Source organism: Streptomyces sp. NPDC030809 (assembly GCF_055572195.1).
In genome coordinates this window covers 172,431-195,797 of sequence record NZ_JBVIDV010000017.1, presented here as the reverse complement: position 1 = coordinate 195,797, position 23,367 = coordinate 172,431, and the positions used below count along the sequence as shown (strand labels likewise).

The 23,367-nt window shown below is 75.3% G+C and carries 18 protein-coding genes; 8 read left to right on the top strand and 10 right to left on the bottom strand.

What is annotated here, in order from left to right; translation table 11 throughout:
* The 4 genes from ACZ407_RS23035 to ACZ407_RS23020 form a co-directional block, all read right to left on the bottom strand.
* A complete protein-coding gene (locus ACZ407_RS23035; RefSeq protein ID WP_468131121.1) occupies positions 1 to 84 on the bottom strand; it encodes a putative leader peptide in 84 nt (27 codons plus the stop codon).
* Between the two features lie 258 nt (positions 85 to 342).
* A complete protein-coding gene (locus tag ACZ407_RS23030; protein WP_468131088.1) occupies positions 343 to 903 on the bottom strand; it encodes a GNAT family N-acetyltransferase in 561 nt (186 codons plus the stop codon).
* Positions 904 to 916: 13 nt separating this feature from the next.
* The gene (locus ACZ407_RS23025; RefSeq protein ID WP_468131086.1) at positions 917 to 2,209 is read right to left on the bottom strand and encodes a GAF domain-containing protein; all 1,293 of its coding nucleotides are present in this window, start codon (positions 2,207 to 2,209) and stop codon (positions 917 to 919) included.
* 283 nt (positions 2,210 to 2,492) lie between these two features.
* Complete coding sequence (locus ACZ407_RS23020; RefSeq protein ID WP_468131085.1) at positions 2,493 to 4,181, bottom strand: acyl-CoA dehydrogenase family protein; 1,689 nt, start codon at positions 4,179 to 4,181, stop codon at positions 2,493 to 2,495.
* Between the two features lie 17 nt (positions 4,182 to 4,198).
* On the opposite strand from ACZ407_RS23020, the gene ACZ407_RS23015 reads away from it, so the two are divergent.
* Positions 4,199 to 5,332: a YihY/virulence factor BrkB family protein gene (locus ACZ407_RS23015; RefSeq protein WP_468131083.1), complete on the top strand. Its 1,134-nt coding sequence runs from the start codon at positions 4,199 to 4,201 to the stop codon at positions 5,330 to 5,332.
* A gap of 105 nt (positions 5,333 to 5,437) precedes the next feature.
* Entirely contained in the window at positions 5,438 to 6,181 is a 744-nt protein-coding gene (locus ACZ407_RS23010) for a helix-turn-helix domain-containing protein (RefSeq protein ID WP_468131081.1), read from the top strand.
* On the opposite strand, the gene ACZ407_RS23005 is transcribed toward ACZ407_RS23010, so the two are convergent.
* Complete coding sequence (locus tag ACZ407_RS23005; RefSeq protein ID WP_468131079.1) at positions 6,103 to 6,513, bottom strand: VOC family protein; 411 nt, start codon at positions 6,511 to 6,513, stop codon at positions 6,103 to 6,105. The two genes, ACZ407_RS23010 and ACZ407_RS23005, sit on opposite strands and share 79 nt — an antisense overlap.
* 436 nt (positions 6,514 to 6,949) lie before the next feature.
* Between ACZ407_RS23005 and rsgA the strand changes: the two genes are divergently transcribed.
* Positions 6,950 to 8,014, top strand: a complete 1,065-nt coding sequence (gene rsgA / locus ACZ407_RS23000) for a ribosome small subunit-dependent GTPase A (protein ID WP_468131119.1) — start codon at positions 6,950 to 6,952, stop codon at positions 8,012 to 8,014.
* Between the two features lie 263 nt (positions 8,015 to 8,277).
* Here rsgA and ACZ407_RS22995 read toward each other — a convergent pair whose 3' ends face one another.
* Both ACZ407_RS22995 and ACZ407_RS22990 read right to left on the bottom strand, forming a co-directional pair.
* Positions 8,278 to 8,760 (bottom strand): DUF456 domain-containing protein, encoded by a 483-nt coding sequence (locus ACZ407_RS22995; protein WP_468131077.1) that lies wholly within the window; start codon positions 8,758 to 8,760, stop codon positions 8,278 to 8,280.
* A gap of 32 nt (positions 8,761 to 8,792) precedes the next feature.
* A complete protein-coding gene (locus ACZ407_RS22990) occupies positions 8,793 to 9,776 on the bottom strand; it encodes a helix-turn-helix domain-containing protein (protein ID WP_468131075.1) in 984 nt (327 codons plus the stop codon).
* Between the two features lie 199 nt (positions 9,777 to 9,975).
* On the opposite strand from ACZ407_RS22990, the gene ACZ407_RS22985 reads away from it, so the two are divergent.
* The 4 genes from ACZ407_RS22985 to ACZ407_RS22970 all read left to right on the top strand — a co-directional run bounded on the left by ACZ407_RS22985 (position 9,976) and on the right by ACZ407_RS22970 (position 19,120).
* Complete coding sequence (locus ACZ407_RS22985) at positions 9,976 to 13,734, top strand: S8 family peptidase (protein WP_468131073.1); 3,759 nt, start codon at positions 9,976 to 9,978, stop codon at positions 13,732 to 13,734.
* A 1,995-nt stretch (positions 13,735 to 15,729) separates the two neighbouring features.
* Positions 15,730 to 16,575, top strand: coding sequence for a PP2C family serine/threonine-protein phosphatase (locus tag ACZ407_RS22980; RefSeq protein ID WP_468131071.1), 846 nt, complete (start codon positions 15,730 to 15,732; stop codon positions 16,573 to 16,575).
* A 153-nt stretch (positions 16,576 to 16,728) separates the two neighbouring features.
* Complete coding sequence (locus tag ACZ407_RS22975; RefSeq protein WP_468131069.1) at positions 16,729 to 18,471, top strand: pyruvate dehydrogenase; 1,743 nt, start codon at positions 16,729 to 16,731, stop codon at positions 18,469 to 18,471.
* A 244-nt stretch (positions 18,472 to 18,715) separates the two neighbouring features.
* Positions 18,716 to 19,120 carry an ATP-binding protein gene (locus ACZ407_RS22970; protein WP_468131067.1) on the top strand — a complete coding sequence of 135 codons (405 nt, stop codon included), beginning with the start codon at positions 18,716 to 18,718 and terminating at the stop codon, positions 19,118 to 19,120.
* A gap of 176 nt (positions 19,121 to 19,296) precedes the next feature.
* On the opposite strand, the gene ACZ407_RS22965 is transcribed toward ACZ407_RS22970, so the two are convergent.
* Positions 19,297 to 20,382, bottom strand: coding sequence for a DUF2637 domain-containing protein (locus ACZ407_RS22965; protein ID WP_468131065.1), 1,086 nt, complete (start codon positions 20,380 to 20,382; stop codon positions 19,297 to 19,299).
* Between the two features lie 205 nt (positions 20,383 to 20,587).
* Positions 20,588 to 21,451, bottom strand: a complete 864-nt coding sequence (locus ACZ407_RS22960; RefSeq protein ID WP_468131063.1) for a (2Fe-2S)-binding protein — start codon at positions 21,449 to 21,451, stop codon at positions 20,588 to 20,590.
* Between the two features lie 96 nt (positions 21,452 to 21,547).
* Here ACZ407_RS22960 and ACZ407_RS22955 point away from each other — a divergent pair, with 96 nt between their 5' ends.
* Positions 21,548 to 22,201 (top strand): GntR family transcriptional regulator, encoded by a 654-nt coding sequence (locus ACZ407_RS22955; protein WP_468131061.1) that lies wholly within the window; start codon positions 21,548 to 21,550, stop codon positions 22,199 to 22,201.
* A 138-nt stretch (positions 22,202 to 22,339) separates the two neighbouring features.
* On the opposite strand, the gene ACZ407_RS22950 is transcribed toward ACZ407_RS22955, so the two are convergent.
* Positions 22,340 to 23,356 (bottom strand): terpene synthase family protein, encoded by a 1,017-nt coding sequence (locus ACZ407_RS22950; protein ID WP_468131059.1) that lies wholly within the window; start codon positions 23,354 to 23,356, stop codon positions 22,340 to 22,342.
* Positions 23,357 to 23,367 lie beyond the last annotated feature (11 nt).

The window sequence follows — 23,367 nt, the reverse complement described above, 5'->3', positions numbered from 1 at the left end:
TCAGCTCGCCGGACAGATGGCGCTGGCCATGCGGCCGAGGTCGACGTGCCGCCGACTCACCAAGGCAATTCCAGCTCCATTCATGCCCGAAGCGTGGCATGCGGGTCTTGGAGGAGTCCACTAGTGTCCATTATTCGGACCAAAGCGTCTCGATTTATGGGACGCTGTGGTCTGGGTCACCTTGTGGGGCGCCGGTGGTCCAAGGGGCCGCGAGCTGGGAAGACGTCCCCCCGGGGCCGCCCCGGGCGCCCGCCGCCGGCCCGGCGACGGACGCCGCACCAGCGGCTTTCGATCGGATTGCGGGTGTTTCGTGGCAGCCCGCGCAGGGCTGCCGAGGCCGGCTCAGGCGCCCGGCCAGGGCCCCGGGGTCGCGGGCTGGATCTTGGCCTCGGTCTCGGTCCGGAAGACCCGGAACCCGCGCCGCAGGTAGTTGTCCATCGCCGTGGGCCCGTCCCAGCTGCACGTGTGCAGCCAGACCCGCTTCGTCGGCTCCAGCTCCGGCCAGCGCTCGGCCAGGTCCCATGCCCGCGCCGTGCCCACCGAGAGCAGGTGCCCGCCGATCCGGCGGCCGCGGAAGGCGGGCAGCAGCCCGAAGTAGACGATCTCGACCGTGCCCTCGGGCTGCGGCTCCAGCTCCACGTACCCCGCCGGGGTGCCCCGGTCGTACGCCACCCACGTCTCCACCCCGGGCCGCGCCAGGTGCTCCTGCCACTGGGCGTACGTCAGCCCCAGCCGGTCCGTCCAGTGGATGTCACCCCCCACCGAGGCGTACAGGAAGCGGCTGAACTCCGGCGAGGGGACCGCGGCCCGCTCGATCCGGATGTCGCCGTCCGGCTCGACGGCGGGCCGCAGGTCCGCCGGCGAGGTCTGCTCCAGCGACCAGGTGGTGAGATCGGTGTCCATACCCGTCAGGGAATCACGCCCGCCCGCCGGCCCCCAAGCGGGCCCCGACCACCGAGGGCGCCTGCGAGTGCGGCAGCAGGTCCACGGGCTCCCGCGGCCGCCTGACCTCCACCTCCACCCCGTCCGCGAACCGGTACGGCCGGTGCGCGAGCACCCCCGCCAGATGCCGCCGCACCCGCGAGATCTCGGCACGCACGGTGACCGTCCGGCTCGGATCCCCGAACACCTCCCCGGCCAGCTCCGCCGCGCTCAGCCCGGCCGGATGCTCGGCCAGCAGGAACAGCAGCTCCGCATGGCGCGGGCTCAGCTCCTGGCTCCAGCTGCCGGCCGCCCCGTACACCGTCGCCGTCCACCGCCGCGGCTGCGACAGGTCCAGCACCACCCGGCCCGCCTCCGCGCCGGTGGGCGTCCCGTCCACCCGCACCAGCCAGCCGCCCGGCAGCGGCTCGGCCACGCACGGGCCCAGGCTCGGCAGCCACACCGGACCCGCGGCGAAGTCCCGGGGCAGCGGAACCCGGTCCACCGGGGGCATGCCGGTCACCGCCGCCGTCCAGCCGTGCGCGTCCACGGCCAGCGCCCGCCCCGGCAGCCGGGCCAGCAGCGGGGCCGCCACCGCGCGCAGCCCCGCCAGCGAGGACAGGTGCCGGATCCGCAGCTCGCTCTCCGCCAGCCGGGCCACCGAGGCCACCCAGGACAGGGTCGCCGGGTGCATCGTCGCCAGCGGGCCGCTCACGTCCACCACCCCGAGCAGCCGGCCGTCCCGCGGATCGTGCACCGGCGCCCCCGCGCAGGTCCACTCGTGGTGGCTGGAGACGAAGTGCTCGGCCGAGAACACCTGCACCGGGCGCCGGGTCACCAGCGCCGTCCCGACCCCGTTGGTCCCCACCACCGCCTCGTCCCAGTGCGCGCCCACCTCGAAGCCCAGCCGGTCCGCCTTGCGCAGGATCGAGGCGTGCCCCTCCCGCCACAGCAGCCGCCCGTCGGCGTCCGCGACCACCATGATGTGCAGGACCTCGTCCAGCGCGGGCAGCAGCCCCTCGCGCAGCACCGGCAGGAGGTCCCGCAGCGGCGAGTCCTGCCGGCGCTGCTCGGTCTCGGCCGCCGACAGGGTGCGGGACCGGGCGTCCACGTCCGGGTGCACCCCTCCCGCCAGCATCCGCCGCCAGGACTCGGCGATCTCCGGGCGCGGGGCCGCGGGCGGCCGCCGCCCCGTGAGCGCGGCCTCCCGGACCCCCTTGAGCAGACGCGCAGCCTGCCGGGTGTCCATGGCCGAAAGCTGCGACAGGCCGAGCGTGGTACTGGTCACCGGATCCTCCCCGTACGAACCGGACGTGCCGTGCACCCGGACCCGCCCACCGGCGGGTGCGCTTCCCCACGCACCCCACGGGACGGAACCGGTCCCCAGACTTGCAACGCCATGCAACCCTCGCCAAGTGCCGGTCACCCGACCGAAACTGTGCGGACGCGCCGCCGGGCGGCGCGGCAGCTCCTCCTCGGGGGCTCCACGGCAGGGGTGGCGCCGAGTCGGCGCGGCGCCACCCCCGTCCGTGCCGGGCCCGGATCCGGGCTCGCGGCGGTTGGGGCCGCCGTCAGCCAGGGATCCGCGCCCGCTCGACCAGCGCCGCCAGACCCAGCGTGTGCGGCAGCGTACCGAACGCGCCTCCCCAGTCCCCGCCGAGCCGGGAGGCGCAGAAGGCGTCCGCGGTCTCCGGCGGTGCCCAGCGCACCAGCAGGGCCCCCTGGAGCACCAGCGCCATCCGCTCCGCCACCCGCCGGGCCCGCGCCTCGATGCCCTGGAGGTCGGCCAGCTCCGTCAGCAGGTCCTTGACGGCCCGGTCGAGCCGGTGGTCGGCGCCCCGGGCCTGCCCCACCTCCCGCAGGTAGGCGTGCAGGGCCATCGGCTCCCGCTGGAGGGCGCGCAGCGCGTCGAGGGCCTGGACGTTGCCCGAACCCTCCCAGAGGGAGTTGACGGGGGACTCGCGCAGCAGCCGCGGCAGCCCGGACTCCTCCACGTACCCGTTGCCGCCCAGGCACTCCAGCGCCTCCGCCACCATCGGCGTGCACCGCTTGGTCACCCAGTACTTCGCCACGGGCACGGCGAGCCGCAGGAAGGCCCGCTCCTCGTCCGTCCCCGCGTCGTACGCCGCCGCCAGCCGCAGCATGAGCACGGTCGCCGCCTCCGACTCCACCGCCAGGTCGGCGAGCACGTTGCGCATCAGCGGCTTGTCCACGAGCTTCCCGCCGAAGGCGCTGCGGTACGAGGCGTGGTGCACGGCCTGGGTCAGCGCCTGCCGCATCAGCGCGGCCGAGCCGGTCACGCAGTCCGCCCGGGTGGCCGCCACCATCTCCATCACGGTCCGCAGCCCGCGGCCCTCCTCCCCGACCCGGCGGGCCCAGGTCCCGTCGAACTCGACCTCCGCCGAGGCGTTCGACCGGTTGCCCAGCTTGTCCTTCAGCCGCTGGATCAGGAACACGTTGCGGGTGCCGTCCGGGAGCACCCGCGGCACCAGGAAGCAGGTGAGCCGGTCCCCGCCGGCCCCGGCCCCGGCCCCGGTGTCCGCCGCGCCGCGGCCGGCCGCCTGCGCCAGCACCAGGAAGGCGTCCGACATCGGGGCCGAGCAGAACCACTTGTGACCGGTCAGCAGGTACTCGCCGGCGGCGTCCAGCGGCACGGCCCGGGTGGCGGTGGCCCGGACGTCGCTGCCGCCCTGTTTCTCCGTCATCCCCATACCGAACAGCACCCCGGACTTCTGTGCGGGCGGCCGCAGCCCCTGTTCGTACACATGCGAGGTCAGCAGCGGCTCCCACTCCGCGGCGAGTTCCGGTTCGGTGCGCAGGGCGGGCACCGCCGCGTGCGTCATCGACACCGGGCAGCCGTGCCCGGCCTCCGCCTGCGACCAGACGAAGAATCCGGCCGTGCGCCGCAGGTGCCCGTACTCGCGCCCCCAGGCGTCGGTCAGCCCGGCGGTCACCGCCTTGCCCAGCACACGGTGCCAGGCCGGATGGAAGTCCACCTCGTCCACCCGGTTGCCGTACCGGTCGTGCGTGCGCAGCCGCGGCGGGTTCGCATCGGCGAGCGCCGCCCACTCCTGCGCCTGCACCGAGCCCGCCGCCCGACCCAGCGTGCCGAGTTCCGCTGCCGCTTCCGCTTGTACCTCCGCGGGCGCTCCGGCCAGGTGCCGGGCCATGCCCTCGGCGAGGACGCGGTCGTCGCCGTAGACGTCGTGACCCGCCAGCGGCGGGGCCTGGTTGCTCACGGTATGGGTGGTGGCTGCCATGCCGATACGGTAAAGACGTGCAGCCAGCAAATGAAACACCCGAGCGTCCCCCCGGCGTGCTCCACCGGGCCCGCTCCCTCTACCGCAACGTCTCGAAGCGCAAGATGGCCTGGCTGCTGCTCAAGGACACCGTCAACTCGTGCATCGAGTACCGGATCCTCGGCCTGGCCGCCGAGGCGGCCTTCTTCACCCTGCTGTCGCTGCCGCCGCTCTTCCTCGGCCTGCTCGGCCTCCTCGGCTACGTGGACAACTGGACCGACACCACCACCGTCGCCAGCATCGAGGAGAACATCCTGCGGGCGGTGGGCACGGTGCTCTCCGACCGGGGCGTCAACGACATCGCCAAGCCGCTCCTGGACGACGTCACCCGGCGCGGCCGCCCCGACATCATCTCCCTCGGCTTCGCCTTCGCCCTGTGGTCCGGCTCCCGGGCCGTCAACGTCTTCATCGACACCATCACCGTCATGTACGGGCTCGACGGCCAGCGCGGCATCGTCAAGACCCGGCTGCTGGCCTTCCTGCTGTACGTGGTCGCCCTGCTGATCGGCGCCGTCGTGCTGCCGCTGATGGTGGCCGGACCGGACGCCGTGGTCCGGCTGGTGCCCTGGGGGACCGAGGTGATCGCGGTGCTCTACTGGCCGACCGTCACCCTGCTGTCCATCGCCTTCCTCACCACGCTCTACCACGTGTCCGTTCCGGTGCGCTCCCCCTGGATCGAGGACGTGCCGGGGGCGCTGGTCGCCCTCGCCATGTGGGTGCTGGGCAGCTTCCTGCTGCGCATCTACCTCACCAACACCGTCGAGGGGCCGACCATCTACGGCTCGCTGGCCGCGCCGGTCGCCGTCCTGCTGTGGATCGGCATCTCGGCCTTCGCCGTGCTGGTCGGGGCGGCCGTGAACGCGGCCATCGACCGGGTCTGGCCCTCGGTGGCCACGGCCGCGGCCCGCGAGGCCAACGAGCGGGTACGGGAGGCGGAGGCGGCCCAGCTGGTCGCCCGGGCGGCGGCCTGGCGGGCCCTGGCCGAGGGCGAGTCGGAGGACGACGAGGACGCGGGCATGCCCTCGGAGTTCCCGGAGCGCTGGTCGAACTTCCTCCCCCCCGACGACTACCAGTCCCGCCTGCGCAAGCACACGGAACGGCATCCGCACTAGGGGGAGGGGGCGGGGGCCGGCCTTGGGTCCGGCCGGGGGCCGGGCCCCGGGAGCCGGAGGCCGGTGTGCGGGGTCCGGAGGCCGGTGCGGGCCTACGCTGGTGCCGTGTACACGGAACGGCCGTCCGCCCTCGTGCCCGGCGCCGTGCTCTGGCGCGCCGAGGGCCCCGGCGGCCCGGTCCTGCCCGACGGCTGCATGGACCTGATCTGGGTGGCCGGCCGGCTGCTCGTGGCCGGGCCGGACACCGGCCCGCACCGGGCCGGCGAGGTCCCCGGCCGGGTCTTCACCGGGATCCGCTTCGCCCCCGGCGCCGCCCCCGCCCTGCTCGGCGTACCGGCGTACGAGCTGCTGGACGCGCGCCCCGCCCTCGACGAGCTCTGGCCCGCCCGGCGGGTACGGGCCCTCGCCGACCGGATCGCCGCCGCCCCCGACACCGCGGCGGCCCTGGAGCGGCTGGCCGCCCGGCGCGCCGCGGAGACCGGCCCGCCCGACCCGCTCGCCGCCGAGGTGACCGCCCGGCTGCGGGCCGGCAGCAGCGTGGCCGCCCTCGCCGCGGCCGTCGGCCTCGGCGAGCGGCAGCTGCACCGCCGCTCCCTGGCCGCCTTCGGCTACGGCCCCCGCACCCTGGGCCGGATCCTGCGGCTGCGCCGCGCCCTGGCCCTCGCCCGGGCGGGCGTTCCGTACGCGGAGGTGGCCCAGCGGACCGGGTACGCGGACCAGGCCCACCTGGCGCGCGAGACCCGGCGGCTGGCCGGGACCACTCTCGGCGCCTACACGGCCGCCCCTGCGGCCGCAGCCGGGGCGAACAGGGAGACGCCCGAACCGTCCGGGTCGAGGACCACCGCGTAGCGCTGCCCCCACACCGCGTCCCAGGGCGGCAGGTGCCCCCGGTACCCGTCCGCCGTCAGCTCCCCGTACAGCGCGTCCACGGCGGCGGGGGAGTCGCACAGGAAGGCCAGGCCGATCCGGTCCCCGCCCTCGGGGCGCCGCCAGGAGGGGTCGAAGGACCGGATGACCTCCTCGGTGTCCCAGGCCACCCGCAATCCGCCCGGCAATACGGCCTCCACGTGCGGCTCCTTCTCGGCCCCGGCGGGGATGCCGATGCCGAGCCGGCGGTAGAAGGCGAGCGAGGCGGCCATGTCGGAGACGACCAGGCCGATCATGTCGAGTCGTGGAGTCATGCCGGCAGGCTACGGCCGCACCGCCCGGCCGGTCTTGAACGCTTCGGACATCCTGCGGAGGCGCTTCGGACCTCGTGCGGAGGGGGGCGGAGAAGGGCGGCGAATATTCGGTGGCGCCGCCCCGGGGGCACCCCGTAGCCTCCCGGAGGATGTTGCCGCGGACGGCGGTCCACGAGGACCGTGCCGCGCGACCGGAACCAGGAGGTGGGACTTCGATGAGTGTTGCCACGCAGGGCGCTGCCCGCATTCGAGCCTCCCTCACCACCTCCGTGGCCTCCGGCTGACACCGAATCCAGCGAGAACCATCGCGCCGGGGCCGCCCTCCGAAGGGTTCCCCTTGTCTTACGACACGCTCAACTCCTCTGCTTCTCCCGCTTCCTCTGCTTCCCCCGTTTCCACCACCTCCTCCCCGGACGCGTCCGCGGAGTGCGCCGCCCTGGCCCCGTACGGCTGGGACGCGCAGTGGGCCGCGGAGTTCGCCCCGTACGCCGCCGAGGGCCTGGTGCCCGGGCGGGTGGTCCGCGTGGACCGCGGGCAGTGCGACGTGATCACCGAGCACGGCACCGTGCGCGCCGACACCGCCTTCGTCACCCCGCACGACCCGCTGCGGGTCGTCTGCACCGGTGACTGGGCCGCCGTCGAGCCCGCGGGCACCCCGCGCTACGTCAAGGCGTACCTGCCCCGCCGGACCGCCTTCGTGCGCTCCACCTCCTCGAAGCGCTCCGAGGGCCAGATCCTCGCGGCGAACGTGGACCACGCGATCATCGCGGTCTCCCTCGCCACCGAGCTCGACCTCGGCCGCATCGAGCGCTTCCTGGCCCTCGCCTGGGAGTCGGGGGCGCAGCCGCTGGTCGTCCTGACCAAGGCGGACCTGGTGCCGGACCCGGTGGTCCTGGCCCACCTGGTGCAGGACGTCGAGACCACCTCCCCCGGTGTGCAGGTGCTGCCGGTCTCCTCCCACAGCGGGGAGGGCATGGACGTGCTGGCCGCGCTCCTCGCGGACGGCACCACGGTGCTGCTCGGCATCTCGGGCGCCGGCAAGTCCACCCTGGCCAACGCCCTCCTCGGGACCGATTTCATGGCGGTCCAGGCCACCCGCGAGGTGGACGGCAAGGGCCGGCACACCACGACCACCCGCAACCTGCTCCTGCTGCCCGGCGGGGGAGTGCTCATCGACACCCCCGGACTGCGCGGGGTCGGGCTCTGGGACGCGGAGGCCGGCGTCGGCCAGGTGTTCTCCGAGATCGAGGAGTACGCCGAACGGTGCCGCTTCCACGACTGCGCCCACGAGAGCGAGCCGGGCTGCGCGGTACTGGCGGCGCTGGAGAGCGGGGAGCTGCCGGAACGGCGGCTGGAGAGCTACCGCAAGCTGCTCCGCGAGAACCAGCGGATCGTGGCCAAGACGGACGCGCGGCTGCGGGCGGAGATCCGGCGCGACTGGCGGCTGAAGTCGGCCGTGGGACGCGCGAACCACGACGCGAAGCGGGGGCTGGGGCGCTGACCCGCGCCGGGGTCCGGGGCTCCGTCCCGGACCCCGGTCCGCCGCCGCCGGACCCCGGTCCTTCGCCCGGTCCGCCGCCGCCGGACCCCGGTCCTTCGCCCGGTCCGCCGCCGCCGGACCCCGGTCCTTCGCCCGGACCGGGTCCTTCGCCCGGACCGGGTCCTCCGTCCCGGACCGGGTCCTCCGTCCCGGACCGGGTCCTCCGTCCCGGACCCCGTCCTCCGTCCCGGACCCCCGTCCTCCGCCGCCGGACGGGTCCGCCGTCACCCCCACAGCACCGCCCCCAGCCACGCCCCCGCCACCACCAGACAGGCGAACAGCTCCACGAGCACGCTCGTGCCCACCGCCCGCATCACCGTGCGCGTCGAGGCCGCCGCCTCCCCGTGGCTGCCCAGCCGCAGCCGCTCGCACAGGTAGATCCCGCCCACGAAGCCGGGCACCGTCCCCACCACCGGCACCAGGAAGAACCCCAGCAGCGCCCCCGCCCCGGCGTACACCGCCATCCGCCGGGTCACCCCCGTGCCCCGCAGCCGGCGCGGCGGCAGCTGCCACTTCACCACCTGGAACACCAGCAGCACCCCGGTCGCCGCCACCAGCAGCACCCAGGCCAGGCCGGTCTTCTCGTGCAGCGACCACCACAGCATCGCCGCCCACACCAGCAGGGTGCCCGGCACGCCCGGCACCAGCACCCCCGCCACCCCGAGCAGCATGACCAGCCCCACCAGGAATTGCTGAGGCAGATCCATCTGCCCAGCCTGACCCAGACGCCGACCCTCCGCTAGCGGGCCACCCAGCCCCGCTCGTGCGCCTGCCAGCCCAGCTGGAGCCGGGTGGTCACCCCGGTCACCTCCATCAGGCCCTTCACCCGGCGCTGCACGGTCCGCAGCCCCAGATCCAGGTGCTTGGCCACACTGGCGTCCGTCATGCCCGCCAGCAGCAGGGACAGGATCTCCAGATCGGTGGCGTCCGGGGCCGCCGCCTCCTCCGCCACCGCGCCCTGCGCCCCCAGCCGCAGCGGCAGGGCCTGCCGCCACACCGCCTCGAAGAGGCCCATCAGGGACTCCAGCAGCCCGCTCGCATGGACCACCAGGGCGGCCGGCTCCGCCTGAGCCCCGCGGGCCGTCAGCGGCACCATCGCCAGGCTGCGGTCCGCGATCACCAGCTTCGTCGGCACCTCGTCCACCACCCGCACCTGCTCGCCCCGGTTCAGCGCCGCCGAGGCCTCCGTCAGCCCGTCGGGCAGGGAGAGCACCTCCCGCTCGATGACCACCCGGAACTCCACCCCGCGGTGCGCGGCCTGCTCCTCCGCCTCGTTGTCCATGCCCGTGACCACCTGCGGCCGCCCGCTGACCAGTGCGCACACCTCCTCGACGGCCCCCAGCTGGAGCTGCACGAAGCGGTGCGCCACCGCACTCGCCCCCGTCACCACCTCCACCAGGTCGTGCACCGCGGGCTCGGCGGCCTCCGCCCGGTACTCCTCCGCCAGCAGGGCCGCCGCCAGCTCCGCCTGCTCCAGCTCGTGCCGCTGCTGGGTCAGCAGCGCCCCCAGCGCCACCCCGGGCGGGGCCGCCACCCACCGGCCCGGCCGCGCCGAGGACTGCGCGGCCAGCCCGTGCCGCTCCAGGTGGCGCAGGGCCCGCTCGGTCTGCGGCACCGGCAGGGTCAGCCGGTGCGCGAGGTCCGGCACCTCGGCCGCCCCCATGGCCACCAGGGCCCGGTAGGCCGACTCCTGCCCCTCGTCCAGCCCGATCGCACCCAACATGCGGACCACCCCACTTCGCACTCTCGCCTGGCGGGAAACGGCCACGGCGCAAACCCGCCTCGGGACATCATCACCGCACCCCCCACCCCTCTGCCAAGGTCGAGCCACCGCAGCACCAACATCCGCCGGCCGGAAGGCACTTGCACGGCTGCTTTGCCATGCAATGAAGCAATTGGCCGGAATTCACCTGGGGAGAGCGATGCGCCCGATACCGCGTACGGCACTGGGAGCGGCGACTGCCGCCGTCCTCGCCGTCACCGCCGTCGCCCCGTCGTCGGCACAGCCGTACGACGCGAAGGCGGGGCAGAGACCACTCGTCGGCAGCGCCGCGGCCGGAAAGCAGCCCGCGGGCCCGGTCACCGTGACCCTCGTCACCGGTGACCGGATCCTGGTCGCCACCGACGCCGCCGGCCGCACCGCCGCCACCGCCATGCCCCGCGAGGACGGCTCCCAGCCGCTCGTCCAGACCCGGCAGTCCGGCAAGGACCTGTACGTGTACCCGCAGGGCGCCGCGGCCGCCCTCGCCGCGGGCACGGTCGACGAGGAGCTCTTCAACGTCACCGGCCTCATCCGCCAGGGCTACGACGACGCGCACACCGGACGCCTCCCCCTCATCGCCGTGTACGAGGACGCCCCCGGCACCGCCCGCAGCGCCCCGGCCGCCCCGCGCGGCGCCGAACGCACCCTCGTCCTGCCCTCCGTCGGCGGCGTGGCCCTCAGCGCCGACAAGAACCGCGCCGCCGCGTTCTGGGCCGACCTCACCCGCCCCCGCGCCCGCACCGCCGGACAGCTGAAGAAGCTGTGGCTCGACGGCAAGGTGCAGGCCACCCTGGAGCGCTCCACCCGGCAGGTCAACGCCCCCGCCGCCTGGGCCGCCGGCTACGACGGCACCGGGACCCGGGTCGCCGTCCTCGACACCGGCAGCGACCTCGGCCACCCCGACCTCAAGGGCCGCATCGCCGCCGCCGAGAACTTCACCGACTCCGACACCCCCGAGGACCGGCAGGGCCACGGCACCCACACCATCTCCACCGTCGGGGGCTCCGGAGCGGCCGGCGGCGGGGCCAAGAGGGGCGTCGCCCCCGGCGCGCAACTCCTCAGCGGCAAGGTCCTCAACGACCAGGGCTACGGCCAGGACTCCTGGATCATCGCCGGCATGGAATGGGCCGTGGCCCAGCACGCCGACGTGGTCTCCATGAGCCTCGGCAACCCCTCCGAGACCGACTGCACCGACCCGATGAGCGCCGCCGCCGAGAAGCTCGCCAAGGACAGCGGCACCCTCTTCGTCATCGCCGCCGGGAACTCCGGCCCCGGCAACAACACCGTCTCCTCCCCGGGCTGCACCCCCGCCGTGCTGACCGTCGGAGCCGTCGACCGCACCGACGCCACCGCCCCCTTCTCCAGCCGCGGCCCGGCCGGACTCGCCCACACCCTCAAGCCCGAGATCGCCGCCCCCGGGGTGGGGATCTCCGCAGCCAACGCGGGCGGCCGGGGCGTGTACGCCTACCAGTCCATGTCCGGCACCTCCATGGCCGCCCCGCACGTCGCCGGCGCCGCGGCCGTCGTCAAGCAGCGCCACCCCGACTGGACCGGACCGCAGATCAAGGCCGCCCTCGTCGGCTCCGCGCAGAGCGCCGTCCCCGGCGACGTGCGCCAGACCGGCGCCGGCCGCCTCGACGTCAAGGCCGCCGTGGACACCACCGTCACCAGCGCCCCCGCCGTCCAGGGCGGCACCCACTCCTGGCCGCAGCACCCTGGCGACCGCACCACGGTGCAGGTCCCGTACACCAACCACGGCACCCGGCCCGTCACCCTGCACCTCTCCCTCGCGAAGGTCACCGGCAACGACGGCTCCGCCGTCCGCAGCCCCGTGGCCCGCCTCGGCCGCAGCACCGTCACCGTGCCCGCCGGTGCCACCGTCACGGTCCCCCTGGCCCTCGACCCCGCAGCCCGGCTCGACCGCGCCCAGTACGGCGACGTCACCGGCCGGGTCCTCGCCACCGCCGGCGGGATCCGCGTCGCCACCCCCTTCGCCCTCTACGTCGAACCCGAGACCGTCACCCTGCGCGTGAAGCTGATCGACCGCGCCGGGCACCCCGCCACCGGGCCCTCCTCCCTCGACCTCATCGGCACCGACGACGCCACCGGCGAACGCCGCTTCAACGAGGGCGCCGCCCAGCAGCTCTACCGGATCCGCCCCGGCGCGTACTTCCTCTCCGCCTTCGTCGCCACTCCCGACCCCGGCGAGGGCGCCGAGCTGACCGACTCCCTCACCTACCTCGGCCGGCCCCAGACGGAGATCCGCAAGGACACCACCCTGGTGCTCGACGCCCGCAGGGCCGCCCGGCTGCGCATCGCCGCCGACCGGCCCACCGAGGCCCGCTCCACCACCCTGTCCTTCGCCCGCAGCTGGAAGGACACCTGGCTGCACGCCGGCACCGCCGCGGGCGGCCGCACCATCCGCGGCTACTACGCCTCCGTCGAGGGCCGCGCCTCCGACGGCAGCTTCGAGTTCGGCAGCTACTGGCGGGCCGCCGCACCCCAGATCGCCGCACTGAAGGTGGCCGGCGGACCGGCCCTGCACCCGCTGACCACCTCGCTCGGCGGCGACAACCTCGACGGCGCCGGCAGCGCCCCGCTCGTCGATGCCGGCACCGGCACCCCGGAGGAGCTGGCCGCGGCCGGCGCCGCGGGCGCCGTGGTCCTCGTCAAGGCCGCCGACGCCTCCCTGGGCCAGGTGGCCCGTGCGGCCGGGGCCGCCGGGGCCAAGGCCGTCCTCGCCCACCGCGAGGCACCCGGCCGCTGGACCGGCTTCACCGGATACGGCGGCGGCCCCCTGCCCGTCCTCACCCTCGAACGCACCGAGGCCCGGGCCGTCCTCGCCCGGCTGGCCGCGGGCCCGGCGGCCGTCACCTGGCAGGCCACCGCGAACAGCCCGTACGTCTACAGCCTCGCCCAGACCGAGAAGGGCGCGGTGCGGACCGACCGCACCTACCGGGTGCACGACCGGGAGCTCGGCACCGTCCGCGCCCGCTACGGCTCCATGGGCGTCGCCGCCGACTACGTGGACCTCGTCGCCGCGTACCGCCCGCTCGGCCACGCCGTGTACTTCGGCAGCCTGGAGACGGTGGCCGCACCCGGGGTGCGCACCGAGTACTACACCGCCGGGGACACCGCCTGGGAGCACCTGCTCTCCTCCAGCTTCCCCTGGGGCGAGTTCATGACCGACCGGCACCGCACCTACACCCCGGGGCAGCGCCGCACCGAGCGCTGGTACGACGGCGTGATCGCGCCCGTCGCCCCCCGCGACACCGCGGGCGCGCCGCTGCTCGCCGCCGAACGCCAGGGCAACCTGATCGGCTTCGCCTCCGCCCCGTGGGGGGACGGCGGGCACTACGCACAGCAGGGCGGCTTCGGCGACCTCGGCAACCTGGTCCTCAAGCGGGACGGGGAGACCCTCGGCGAAAGCGGCTACCCGTCCGGGGTGTTCGAGGTCCCCGCCGAGCCGGGTACGTACGAACTCACCCAGTCCGTCGAGAAGTTCGGCGCCCCCGCCCGGGTCTGGAAGCGGTCCGCCGCCGTGCAGACCACCTGGACCTTCCGGTCCGCGCTCGACGCATCCGCCTTCTCGCAGCCGCTTCCGGTCCTCTTCCCCGGCTACGCGCTGCCCGAGGACGGGCTCAAGACCCTCGCGGCCGCGGACGGGCAGGTCATCGGACTGAGCGTCAGCGGACACGCGGGGTACACCCCCGCGCCGCTCGCCTCCGCCAGGCTCTCGTACTCGTACGACGGCGAACACTGGACCGAGGCGAAGGTGACCGGACGCGGCGGCAGGTGGAGCGCGGTCGTCGACCACGCGGGGGCCTCCGGCCGGCAGGTCTCCCTCAAGGCCGAACTGACCGACCGCAACGGCGCCACCGTCACCCAGACGGTCCAGCGCGCGTACGACGTGCGCTAGGCCGCGTCTTCCGGATCTTGCCTGACCCGCGACGCCTGGCACCGCGCCTCGCGGCACTGCGCTCGCTCCGCTCGCTTCGTCTCGGCTCTTCTTGAAGGCCCTTGGATGCCGAGCTGCCGGGCAGACCGAGTACGTCCAGTACGGCGGTCTACCCTCCGCCTTGCGATGCGCTCGGCATCCGAAGGAAGGCTCAGAGAGCCGAGACGGAGTGAGCGCAGCGAACGCAGTGGCACCAGACGCCGCGGGCTTGACCGGCAATATCCGAAAGACACGACCTAGGTGTATGGATCACGAGCCTGTTGACAACGCTCGTGATCCATACACCCAGGACCAGGAGCCGGCGCACCGCAAGGCGGATCCGCCGGGCGGCCTTCCCGTGGGGGGTGGGGCCGCCCGGCGGATCTCTTCCGCGGGCGGGGGCCGTCCGGCGGCCGGACGGTGCCGCGGATTTTCGCGATGACCCGTTTTCACCCGCCGTGCGCGGCCGACAATAAGGGCATGAGTCAGCAGGGAGACGCGGACGACTGGTGGCGGCGGCTCTACGAGGAGCCCGCCCCGGACACGCCCCGGGCGCCGGCCCCGCCCCGGCCCGCCGCCCCCGACACGGTGGACACCCGCTTCGCCTCCGCCGCCCGCCTGGTCTCCCCGGACCCGGACCCGGAGGACCCGGGGGCTGCACCCCCGCCCCCCGGGCTGCCCGCGGACCCCCCGCCGCACCGGCACGGCACCCTCGCGCACGGCTCCTCGACGACCCCCGGCGCCCCGTCGGACGCGCGCGCTCCGCAGGGCCCGTCCGGCCCCTCGGACACTCCCGTGCCCCGCACCCCGGATGACGGTCCGTCGGACACCCCCGCAGGCGGCTGGGGCGGCCTGCCCGCCCTGCCCCGCCGCGGATCGGACGGCGGTTCGGGCGCCCGGCCCGGACGTCCCGGTGGCGGACCGGAAGGGGCGTCCGCCCCGATCCACGGCGGAACGACCGAACCGTCCGGCTCACCGCGGAGCGGCTCGGCCGACCTGCCGCCCAGCCCCGCCGAACCGGCCCGGGCCGCGGGCCCAGCGGAGCGGCCCGGCGCAGGCCCCCACTGGCCGCCACCCGCCCCACCCGAGCCCTCCGGGCCACCACCCACGCCACCCGCCGCTCCCGGAACACCCCTGGAACCGCCCGGCCGTTCGGGCGCGCCCGGTGCCGCGGGAGACGCTTTCGGGTCGCCGCCCGCGCCGCCCGGAAGGCCCGAGGGTCCGCCCGCGGCTCCCGGAACGCCCCAGGCTTCGTCCGGCCGTACCGGCGCGCCCGGTGCCGCGGACGAGCCGCCCGTGCGGTCGGCCACCCTGCCCGACGGCGGCCTGGCCCTGCCGCCGGTCCCCGGACCGGCCGGGTCCGCGGGTGCTGGCCTCCCGTGGCCGGGCCGGCCCGTCGAGGCCCCCCGCCCAGGCGGCGGCCGGACCTGCGCCGCCGAGCCGCCGCCCTTCCCGCCCGGTCCTCCTGCTCCGCCGCCGGTGCCCGGAGCCGCGCCCCCGCCCGTACCACCGGTCCCTGGTACGCCGGCTTCGCACGCGACCGGAGCCCAGCCCGACCCGGCCGCCGGGGACGCCGCCCCGCCCGCGCCGCCCGCCCGTGGTCCGGCTTCCGGAACGGCCGCCGCGCCCGAGCGGGCCACCGCGCCGCGGTCGGCGGCTGCGCCCGACCCCGGTCGGGTGCCGCCCGCGCCCCGGCGGGCGCCCGGCGCGGTCCCCGCCGAGCCCGAGCAGGGCCCCGTACCGCCGCCCCTGGCCGCGCCCGCACCGGAGGACGTACCGCCCCCGCCACCGCCCCCGGCCCCGGCCGGGGAGGTGCCGCCGGTGTCCGGGGCCGGTGGTGGGCTGCCGCCGGGGCCGCCGCCCGGGGGGCGGCCGCTGATTCCGGCGCAGCAGGGGACCGACGGGCCTGCCGCGGCCGGGACCGGCTTCGCGCTCGGGCACCTCACCGTTCCGCCCGCGCCGCCGGCGCCTCCCTCCGTGCCCGCCCAGCGCGACCGGTACGCCGTACGCCATCTGGGGGAGCGGCCGCCCACCTACGAGGGGGAGCCGGGGGCGCTGCCGCACGCCGACGCGGCCGACCTCGACGCCCTGGTCCCCGACACCGTGCTCGAGGGGGCCCGGCACGGCACCTACACCCTGCGCGCGGTCTCGGTGCGCGGGGACTCCGCCCGCTACCGGGGCGAGGCCCGCCGGGACTTCCTGCTCACCGCCCGTTTCGGGACCGGCGACGACTCCCTCGTGCTGATCGCTGCGGCCGGCGGGGACCGGGCCGCCGACGGGGCCCGGGAGGCCGACGCCGAGCTCTGCCGGTGGATCGCCGGGGCCGTCGGCCGCAGCCAGGAGCGGCTCGGCGCGGACATCCGGGCCGGCCGCCGCGACGACCTGCGCTCCGGCCTGCAGCGGCTCACCGACCGCGGCTACGGGCGGTTGCGCGCCACCGACGCCCCGCCCCCGGCCGGGCTGCGCTGCCTGCTGCTGCCCATCGACCCGGAATGCCGGACCCGGATCGCCTTCGGCACCGGCCAGGGCGGCCTGTTCCGGCTGCGCGAGGGGGCCTGGCAGGACCTGGAGGACCCGGCCGCCGCCGAGGGCGGCTTCCGCTTCCGCGCCTCGGTGGCCCGGCCCGGCGACGCCCTGCTCCTGTGCACCGGGGGCCTGGCCGCCCCCATGCGCGAGGAGCCGGCCTTCCCCGCCGAGCTCGCGGCCCGCTGGAGCCCGGCCGCCGAGGTGCCGCCCGGCCTCGCCGCCTTCCTCGCCGACACCACCCTGCGCCTCAAGGGCTACGCCGACGACCGGACCGCGGCCGCCGTCTGGGAGGCCTGAGGGGAGGCAGTCGGGGCGGGCGGGGGCGCGAGGGGCCGGGGCCCGCCGAGGGCCGTACGCCCGCTCCGGGAGGCGCGCGCCCCCGGACCGTGGGTGGATGGGAGGCGGGCCTCCCGCCGCCGGGAGGCCGACCGGACCGGAAGGGGCGCCTCCATGGCCAGGCAGACGGTGGCGGAGCAGTTCGTCGACATCCTCGTGCGCGCCGGCGTGCGCCGGCTCTACGGGGTGGTCGGCGACAGCCTCAACCCGGTCGTCGACGCCATCCGCCGCACCGGCGGCATCGAGTGGATCCAGGTCCGGCACGAGGAGACCGCCGCCTTCGCAGCCGGGGCCGAAGCACAGGTCACCGGCCGGCTCGCGGCCTGCGCCGGCTCCTGCGGCCCCGGCAACCTGCACCTGATCAACGGCCTGTACGACGCGCACCGCTCGATGGCCCCGGTCCTCGCCCTGGCCTCCCACATCCCCTCCGCCGAGATCGGCCTCGGCTACTTCCAGGAGACCCACCCCGACCAGCTGTTCCGCGAGTGCAGCCACTACAGCGAGCTCATCTCCAACCCCGCCCAGATGCCCCGGCTGCTCCAGACCGCCGTCCAGCACGCCATCGGCCGCAGCGGGGTGTCCGTGGTCGCCCTGCCCGGGGACATCGCCGCCCAGCCCGCGCCCGAGCGGGCCGTCGAGCACGCCCTCGTCACCGCCCGGCCCTCGGTCCGCCCCGGCGACGGCGAGATCGAGAAGCTGACCCGCCTGATCGACGAGGCGGAGCGGATCACCCTGTTCTGCGGCAGCGGCACCGCCGGGGCGCACGCCGAGGTCATGGAGTTCGCCGAACGGGTCAAGGCCCCGGTCGGCCACGCCCTGCGCGGCAAGGAATGGATCCAGTACGACAACCCGTACGACGTGGGCATGAGCGGGCTGCTCGGCTACGGCGCTGCCTACGAGGCCACCCACGAGTGCGACCTGCTGATCCTGCTGGGCACCGACTTCCCGTACAACGCCTTCCTGCCCGACGACGTGAAGATCGTGCAGGTGGACGTGCGCCCCGAGCACCTCGGCCGCCGCTCCAAGCTGGACCTGGCCGTGTGGGGCGACGTACGGGAGACCCTGCGCTCGCTGACCCCGCGAGTGCGGCCCAAGACCGACCGCCGCTTCCTCGACCGGATGCTCAAGAAGCACGCCGACGCGCTCGAAGGGGTGGTCCGGGCCTACACCCGCAAGGTCGAGAAGCACACCCCGATCCACCCCGAGTACGTGGCCGCCGTCCTCGACGAACTCGCCGCGGAAGACGCCGTTTTCACCGTGGACACGGGAATGTGCAACGTGTGGGCCGCGCGCTACATTTCACCCAACGGCAAACGCAGGATCATCGGTTCCTTCAGTCACGGTTCCATGGCCAACGCACTCCCGCAGGCGATCGGCGCCCAGTTCACCGACCGCGGCCGGCAAGTGGTCTCCATGTCGGGCGACGGCGGATTCTCGATGCTGATGGGAGATTTCCTCACCCTCGTGCAGTACGACCTCCCCGTCAAAGTGGTCCTGTTCAACAACTCCTCGCTCGGCATGGTCGAGTTGGAGATGCTCGTGTCCGGGCTCCCTTCGTACGGAACCACGAATCACAATCCCGACTTCGCGGCGATCGCCCGCGCCGCCGGCGCCTACGGGGTGCGGGTCGAGAAGCCGAAGCAGCTCGCCGGTGCGCTGAAGGACGCCTTCCGCCACAAAGGCCCTGCTCTCGTGGACGTGGTGACCGATCCGAACGCACTGTCCATCCCGCCGAAGATCAGCGCCGACATGGTCGCCGGCTTCGCGCTCTCGGCCGGGAAGATCGTGCTCGACGGGGGAGTGGGGCGGATGATCCAGATGGCCCGCTCAAACCTCCGGAATGTGCCCAGGCCATAACCGCCGGGCCGGAGGCCGGGCGGCGCCGTGACGAGGCCGTTACCCGCAGGAGTGGCGCCGCCCGGGCGGGGCATGCATCCCGTAGACCTGTTCGACCAAGGGGATGTGAGTCGCCGTGCGGGTGGGGGCGAAAGCCGGAAGCCAGCCCAGGAGAGCACGGCCGGCGGCGCGTGAGCCGGCCGAGGGTGAGGACAAGGGAGTGGAGGGGGTGTCGGGGAGCCGCGGCAGACAAGGCGGCCGCCGGATGAACCGCTCGTTGCGGAGGTCCGACCTGCGGGCCGTGGGCGAGGTCCGCCGGGCCCTGCGGGAGCTCCTGCGGCACGCCGGAAGGTCCCCCTGCACCTCGGTGGCGGAGCTGCTCACGACCGAGCTCGTGACCAACGCCCTGGTCCACACCGACCAGGGCGCCGAGGTCACCGCCAGCCTCATAGCCTCCCGGCTCCGGGTGGAGGTCCGGGACTTCACCTCCCGGCAGCCCCGGCCGTACGTACCGACCGCCGACGACGGTACGCACGGGAGGGGGCTCCTCCTGGTGGAGACGCTCGCGGACGCCTGGGGCGTCAGCCCGCTCGGGTCCGGGAAGGTCGTCTGGTTCGAGCTGGACGGCTTCGGACCCGCGGGCCCGGACCAGGAGCAGGGCCGGGACTGACGGGCCCGGACCGCCGACCGGGGGGCCTGGACCGCCGGACCGGGCCCGGGCCGACACCGGGGCCCGGCCGGCGGGCCGGTGTGCACAGCCGAAGGGGCCCGGCCCGGGCGTGGTGCCCGGGCCGGACCCCCGGGGGCCGGCCGCCGTCCGGTCCGCCGCGTGACCGGCGGATCCGTTCAGCCGAACTGCTGCTCCAGGTCCTTGAGCTTGCGCTCCAGGGAGTCGAGCCGCGGGATCGTCTGGGTGTCGTCCTCGGCCGTGAGGTCCACGGTCCGCGGCCCCTCCGTGCCGCCCCCGCTACGGCCTTGTACGGCCTGCAGGGAGGGCCTTCCGGGGGCGCCGGCCACCGGGAGCTGGGAGAGCTGGGGCACTTGTCCCGGCTCGGTTATGGCGGGCTCCGCGCCGACCGGCGCAGAGCCCGCCCCCTGGGTCAGTTCCTGGAGGTCCAGCTGGCGGCCGCGCTGCCGTCCGAAGGCGCGGTGCTGCCGGCCGAGGGCCCTGATCCGGGCCCGGTCCAGCCGGTGCTGCTCGCGCCGCCGGTGCCGGTCCTGCTCCTTCTCCCTCTTGTCCTCGCGCACCTCCTCGACGGCCTCGTCGAGGGTGCGCACGCCCTCCAGCAGCATCAGCGACCAGGCGCCGAAGGTCTCGCGCGGGGCCCGCAGCCAGCGGACCATGCGGATCTGCGGCAACGGCCTCGGGATCAGGCCCTGTTCGCGCAGGGCGGCCCGGCGGGTCTGCTTGAGGGCGCGGTCGAAGAGCACGGCCGCGGAGAGGGACATCCCGGCGAAGAACTGCGGGGCCCCGTCGTGGCCCGAACCGCGCGGCGCGTGCACCCAGTTGAACCAGGCGGCAGCGCCCGCGAACATCCACACCAGCAGCCGGGAGCCGAGGGCCGCGTCGCCGTGGCTGGCCTCGCGCACGGCGAGCACCGAGCAGAACATGGCGGCGCCGTCGAGGCCGAAGGGGACGAGGTACTCCCAGCCGCCGGAGAGGTTCAGGTTCTGCCGGCCGAAGCCGACGAGTCCGTGGAAGGAGAGCGCGGCCGCGACCGCCGCACAGCAGAAGAGCAGCACGTACGAGGCGGTGCCGTACACGGCCTCCTTGCGGCGGCGCCGCTCCTCGCTGCGCTCCCAGCTGTCCTCCGCCGCCGCCTTCTCCCCCTCGCGCCTGCCGCGGGCCAGCACCGCCACTGCCGCAAGCACGCCCAGGATCAGAAGGCTGCCGGGAAGCAGCCAGTCCAGCGATATGTCGGTCAGTCTCATCCGGTGTCCCTTGCCTCGCGACTGCGGCTTTCCGGGCGCCATAGTGGCGGATCGGATCAGGCCCGCATGCGGGTTTCGGGGCAAGTGGACGCCTTCGGGGGGCGGGGCCCTCCGGATAGGGTGATCTGTGTCGAACTCCCGCTCGAAGACTCGTAGTCGAGTTCGAACGAGTCCACTCGGGCGGGTGGCGTGGGGCGGCCGGGGGCTACGTGGCGGGGGCCGCGGACAGCCGTGCGATCCGGTCCGCGTCGCAGGTGCGCGGGCAGGTGGTGCAGGTGTCCTCGGGGCGGACGGTGTAGAAGAAGCAGCAGCTCGCCCGGTCCCGGGTCGCGAGTTCCTCGCCCTGCGGGCCGGTCAGCTTCCGGAAGGCCGCGCCGCCCGTGTACGGGGCGGTCGAGCCGGGCAGCAGCAGGGCCAGCTCGGCCATGGCCCGCTGCTCCTCGCCGAGCAGGTGGGCCACGTACCAGAGGCCCTCGACCACCTCGTCCGTCACCATGCCCCACAGGGCCCGGCGGCCCCGCCGCATCCGCGGGCCGAATCCTTCCAGCACCGGTCCGAGGTGCGCGGACACCGCCGCCCGCACCTCGGCGCGCAGGGCCTCCTCGTCGGGCACGACCCTGGCCCCGGGGAGCCCGGCCAGCGGGTCGGAGGGCAGGCAGGAGAAAGTCTCCACGCGTACCGCCATCCGGGCGCGGACGCGGTGGAACGCGACCGCCTCCGGCGCCAGGTGCGGCACCCGCCGGTCCAGGAACCAGGGTGCGGTCACCAGCAGGCAGGCCGGCCAGGCGTACCGGTGCAGTCCGAAGCTCGCGACCACGTCGGCCCGGGCCGGCCGGCCGTAATCGGTGAGCACCTGGGCGTGGTCCCAGGCGAGGAAGGCGTCCAGGGCGGCCCCGCCGGCCGCCAGCTCGGCCGCGCCGACCCAGCCCGCACCGCGCGGGACCGGTCCGCCGGCCGGGAGCTCCTCCACCTTCAGGCCCGAATAGACCCCGGCGATGCGCGCGTACGCATCCGCCACCGGGGAGCCGGCCGGGGCGGAAGTGACGGGGAGCAAAGCCGGGACGGTCATGGGCGGGACCACCGAATCGCACGATCGTTAACAGGTAAGCCTTACCTTACCCGAATCCGGGCCGGTCCTATCAACGTCGTCCCATATCCTCGGAAGGTGCACAGCGAAGCATCCGTCCCGGCCCAGAAGGTGGTCCGCCACTCCGTGCGCGGCCAGGTCCTGGAGGCCCTGCGCGCCGCGCTGGTGGACGGTGAGCTGGTGCCCGGCGAGATCTACTCCGGCCCGGCCCTGGGGGAGCGCTTCGGGGTCTCCGCGACGCCCGTGCGCGAGGCGATGCAGCAGCTGGCCCTCGAAGGCGCCGTCGAATGCCTGCCGAACCGGGGCTTCCGGGTGGTCGTGCGGACCGCCCGCGAGCTCGCCGAGCTGGTCGAGGTGCGGGCCCTGCTGGAGGTGCCGGTGATGCTCCGGCTGGCGCGCACGGCCCCCGTGGAGTCCTGGGCGGCGCTGCGGCCCGCCGCCGCGGCCACCGCGGCCGCCGCCGCGGCCGGGGACGTGCCCGGCTATGCGGAGTCCGACCGGGCCTTCCACCGCGCGGTGCTGTCCCTGGCGGGCAACGAGCAGCTGGTCCTGGTCGCCGACGACCTGCACCGGCGGGCCCAGTGGCCCACCCCCGGCGCCCCCCGGATCCGCCGGGCCGACCTGGTCGCGGACGCGGCGGAGCACTCCGCCCTCCTGGAGGCCCTGATCGCCCAGGACCTCCCGGTCGTCGAATCACTCGTACGGGAACACTTCACGGGCGCACCGCGCTGACCGCGGAAGCCCGCCGAGCCCCGGCCGGGCCGCGGCCCGGACCGCGCCGCCCGGGGCCCTGGCCGCGGCCCGGACCGCGCCGCCCGGGGCCCCGGCCGGTGCCCGGGCCTCCTTTCCGGCCCGGGCCTCACCTCCGCCTCACCACAGCGCCCGGTAGATGCGGGCCCAGGGCCGGGGGCGTTCCGCCTCCCGCACCCCGGCCTCGGAATACCGCCCGGTCAGCAGGGACCAGTCGCGGGTCGCCCGCATCCAGTCCTCCATGCACCGCACCAGGGTGCACACCGCCTCCTCTTCCGTCTCGGTCAGCCGGTACTCGTGGCACAGCTCGGGAATGCCAGCGGCGAGTCTCCGGAACTCGGCGACCCGGACGGCGACCATCCGGACGGCCTCTGCGGCGGCCTCGTCCGCCGTACAGCCGGTGGCGTGCTGCAGCACCGGCACGATGTTGTGGAACTCGCCCGAGGCCAGTTCCTTGCCCAATGACGCCAGGTCGTTCGTGAGCGCCACCACCTCGCTGCTCAGATCGGCCATGCCGGTGAGCCGGGCGGAGCGCCGGACCTCCGCCGGCACCTCCCGCCCGGTCAGCCGCTCGACCAGGTCGAAGCAGGAGTCGGTGCCGATCGTGGCCCTGCGCACCGCCATGTAGCGGGCGGGGGCCGGCGGGCCGGGAGCGTCCCGGTCCGCCGCCTCGCCCGCGTACCCGCCGATGAAGCGGGTCCAGCTGGCCCGGTGCCGGCGCCGCCACTCGGGCGACATGCCGTCCACCGACCGCTCCCACAGCTCGCGGAAGGCGTCCCGCAGGGGGTCCGGCGGCCCGCTGCGCGGACCGCCGTCCATGACCTCGACCGTGGTGGCGGCGATCTCCGCCACCCGTGCCGGATCCCGGCCCAGTGGGCTGTCGAACTGGTCGTCGAAGACGAAGTACCAGCCCATCCAGTCCGTCATGAGGTCGAGCGCCGGACCGGTCGCAAAGGGGTACGCGCGGGCGGCCAGCTGGTCCAGCCGCAGCACGTCGTACGCCGCGAGGTCGCGCGCGGACAGCAGCCTGCGGTCGCGCATCCAGCGCAGGCTGCGCCGCCGGGCCCGCTCCGCGTCAGGACTCACCCGCTCCGGGAAGGGCAGGTCCAGATCGTGGAGGTGGCCCCGGGTGTCCACCGGATCTCTCC

Bases quoted from the DNA above. Each gene is read 5' to 3' on its own strand.
- ACZ407_RS22990 (WP_468131075.1), bottom strand. From the start codon at position 9,776: ATGTTGGGTGCGATCGGGCTGGACGAGGGGCAGGAGTCGGCCTACCGG.
- ACZ407_RS22970 (WP_468131067.1), top strand. From the start codon at position 18,716: ATGAACCGCTCGTTGCGGAGGTCCGACCTGCGGGCCGTGGGCGAGGTC.
- ACZ407_RS22995 (WP_468131077.1), bottom strand. From the start codon at position 8,760: ATGGATCTGCCTCAGCAATTCCTGGTGGGGCTGGTCATGCTGCTCGGG.
- ACZ407_RS22985 (WP_468131073.1), top strand. From the start codon at position 9,976: ATGCGCCCGATACCGCGTACGGCACTGGGAGCGGCGACTGCCGCCGTC.
- ACZ407_RS22960 (WP_468131063.1), bottom strand. From the start codon at position 21,451: ATGACCGTCCCGGCTTTGCTCCCCGTCACTTCCGCCCCGGCCGGCTCC.
- ACZ407_RS23035 (WP_468131121.1), bottom strand. From the start codon at position 84: ATGAATGGAGCTGGAATTGCCTTGGTGAGTCGGCGGCACGTCGACCTC.
- ACZ407_RS23030 (WP_468131088.1), bottom strand. From the start codon at position 903: ATGGACACCGATCTCACCACCTGGTCGCTGGAGCAGACCTCGCCGGCG.
- ACZ407_RS22965 (WP_468131065.1), bottom strand. From the start codon at position 20,382: ATGAGACTGACCGACATATCGCTGGACTGGCTGCTTCCCGGCAGCCTT.
- ACZ407_RS22975 (WP_468131069.1), top strand. From the start codon at position 16,729: ATGGCCAGGCAGACGGTGGCGGAGCAGTTCGTCGACATCCTCGTGCGC.
- ACZ407_RS23020 (WP_468131085.1), bottom strand. From the start codon at position 4,181: ATGGCAGCCACCACCCATACCGTGAGCAACCAGGCCCCGCCGCTGGCG.
- ACZ407_RS23005 (WP_468131079.1), bottom strand. From the start codon at position 6,513: ATGACTCCACGACTCGACATGATCGGCCTGGTCGTCTCCGACATGGCC.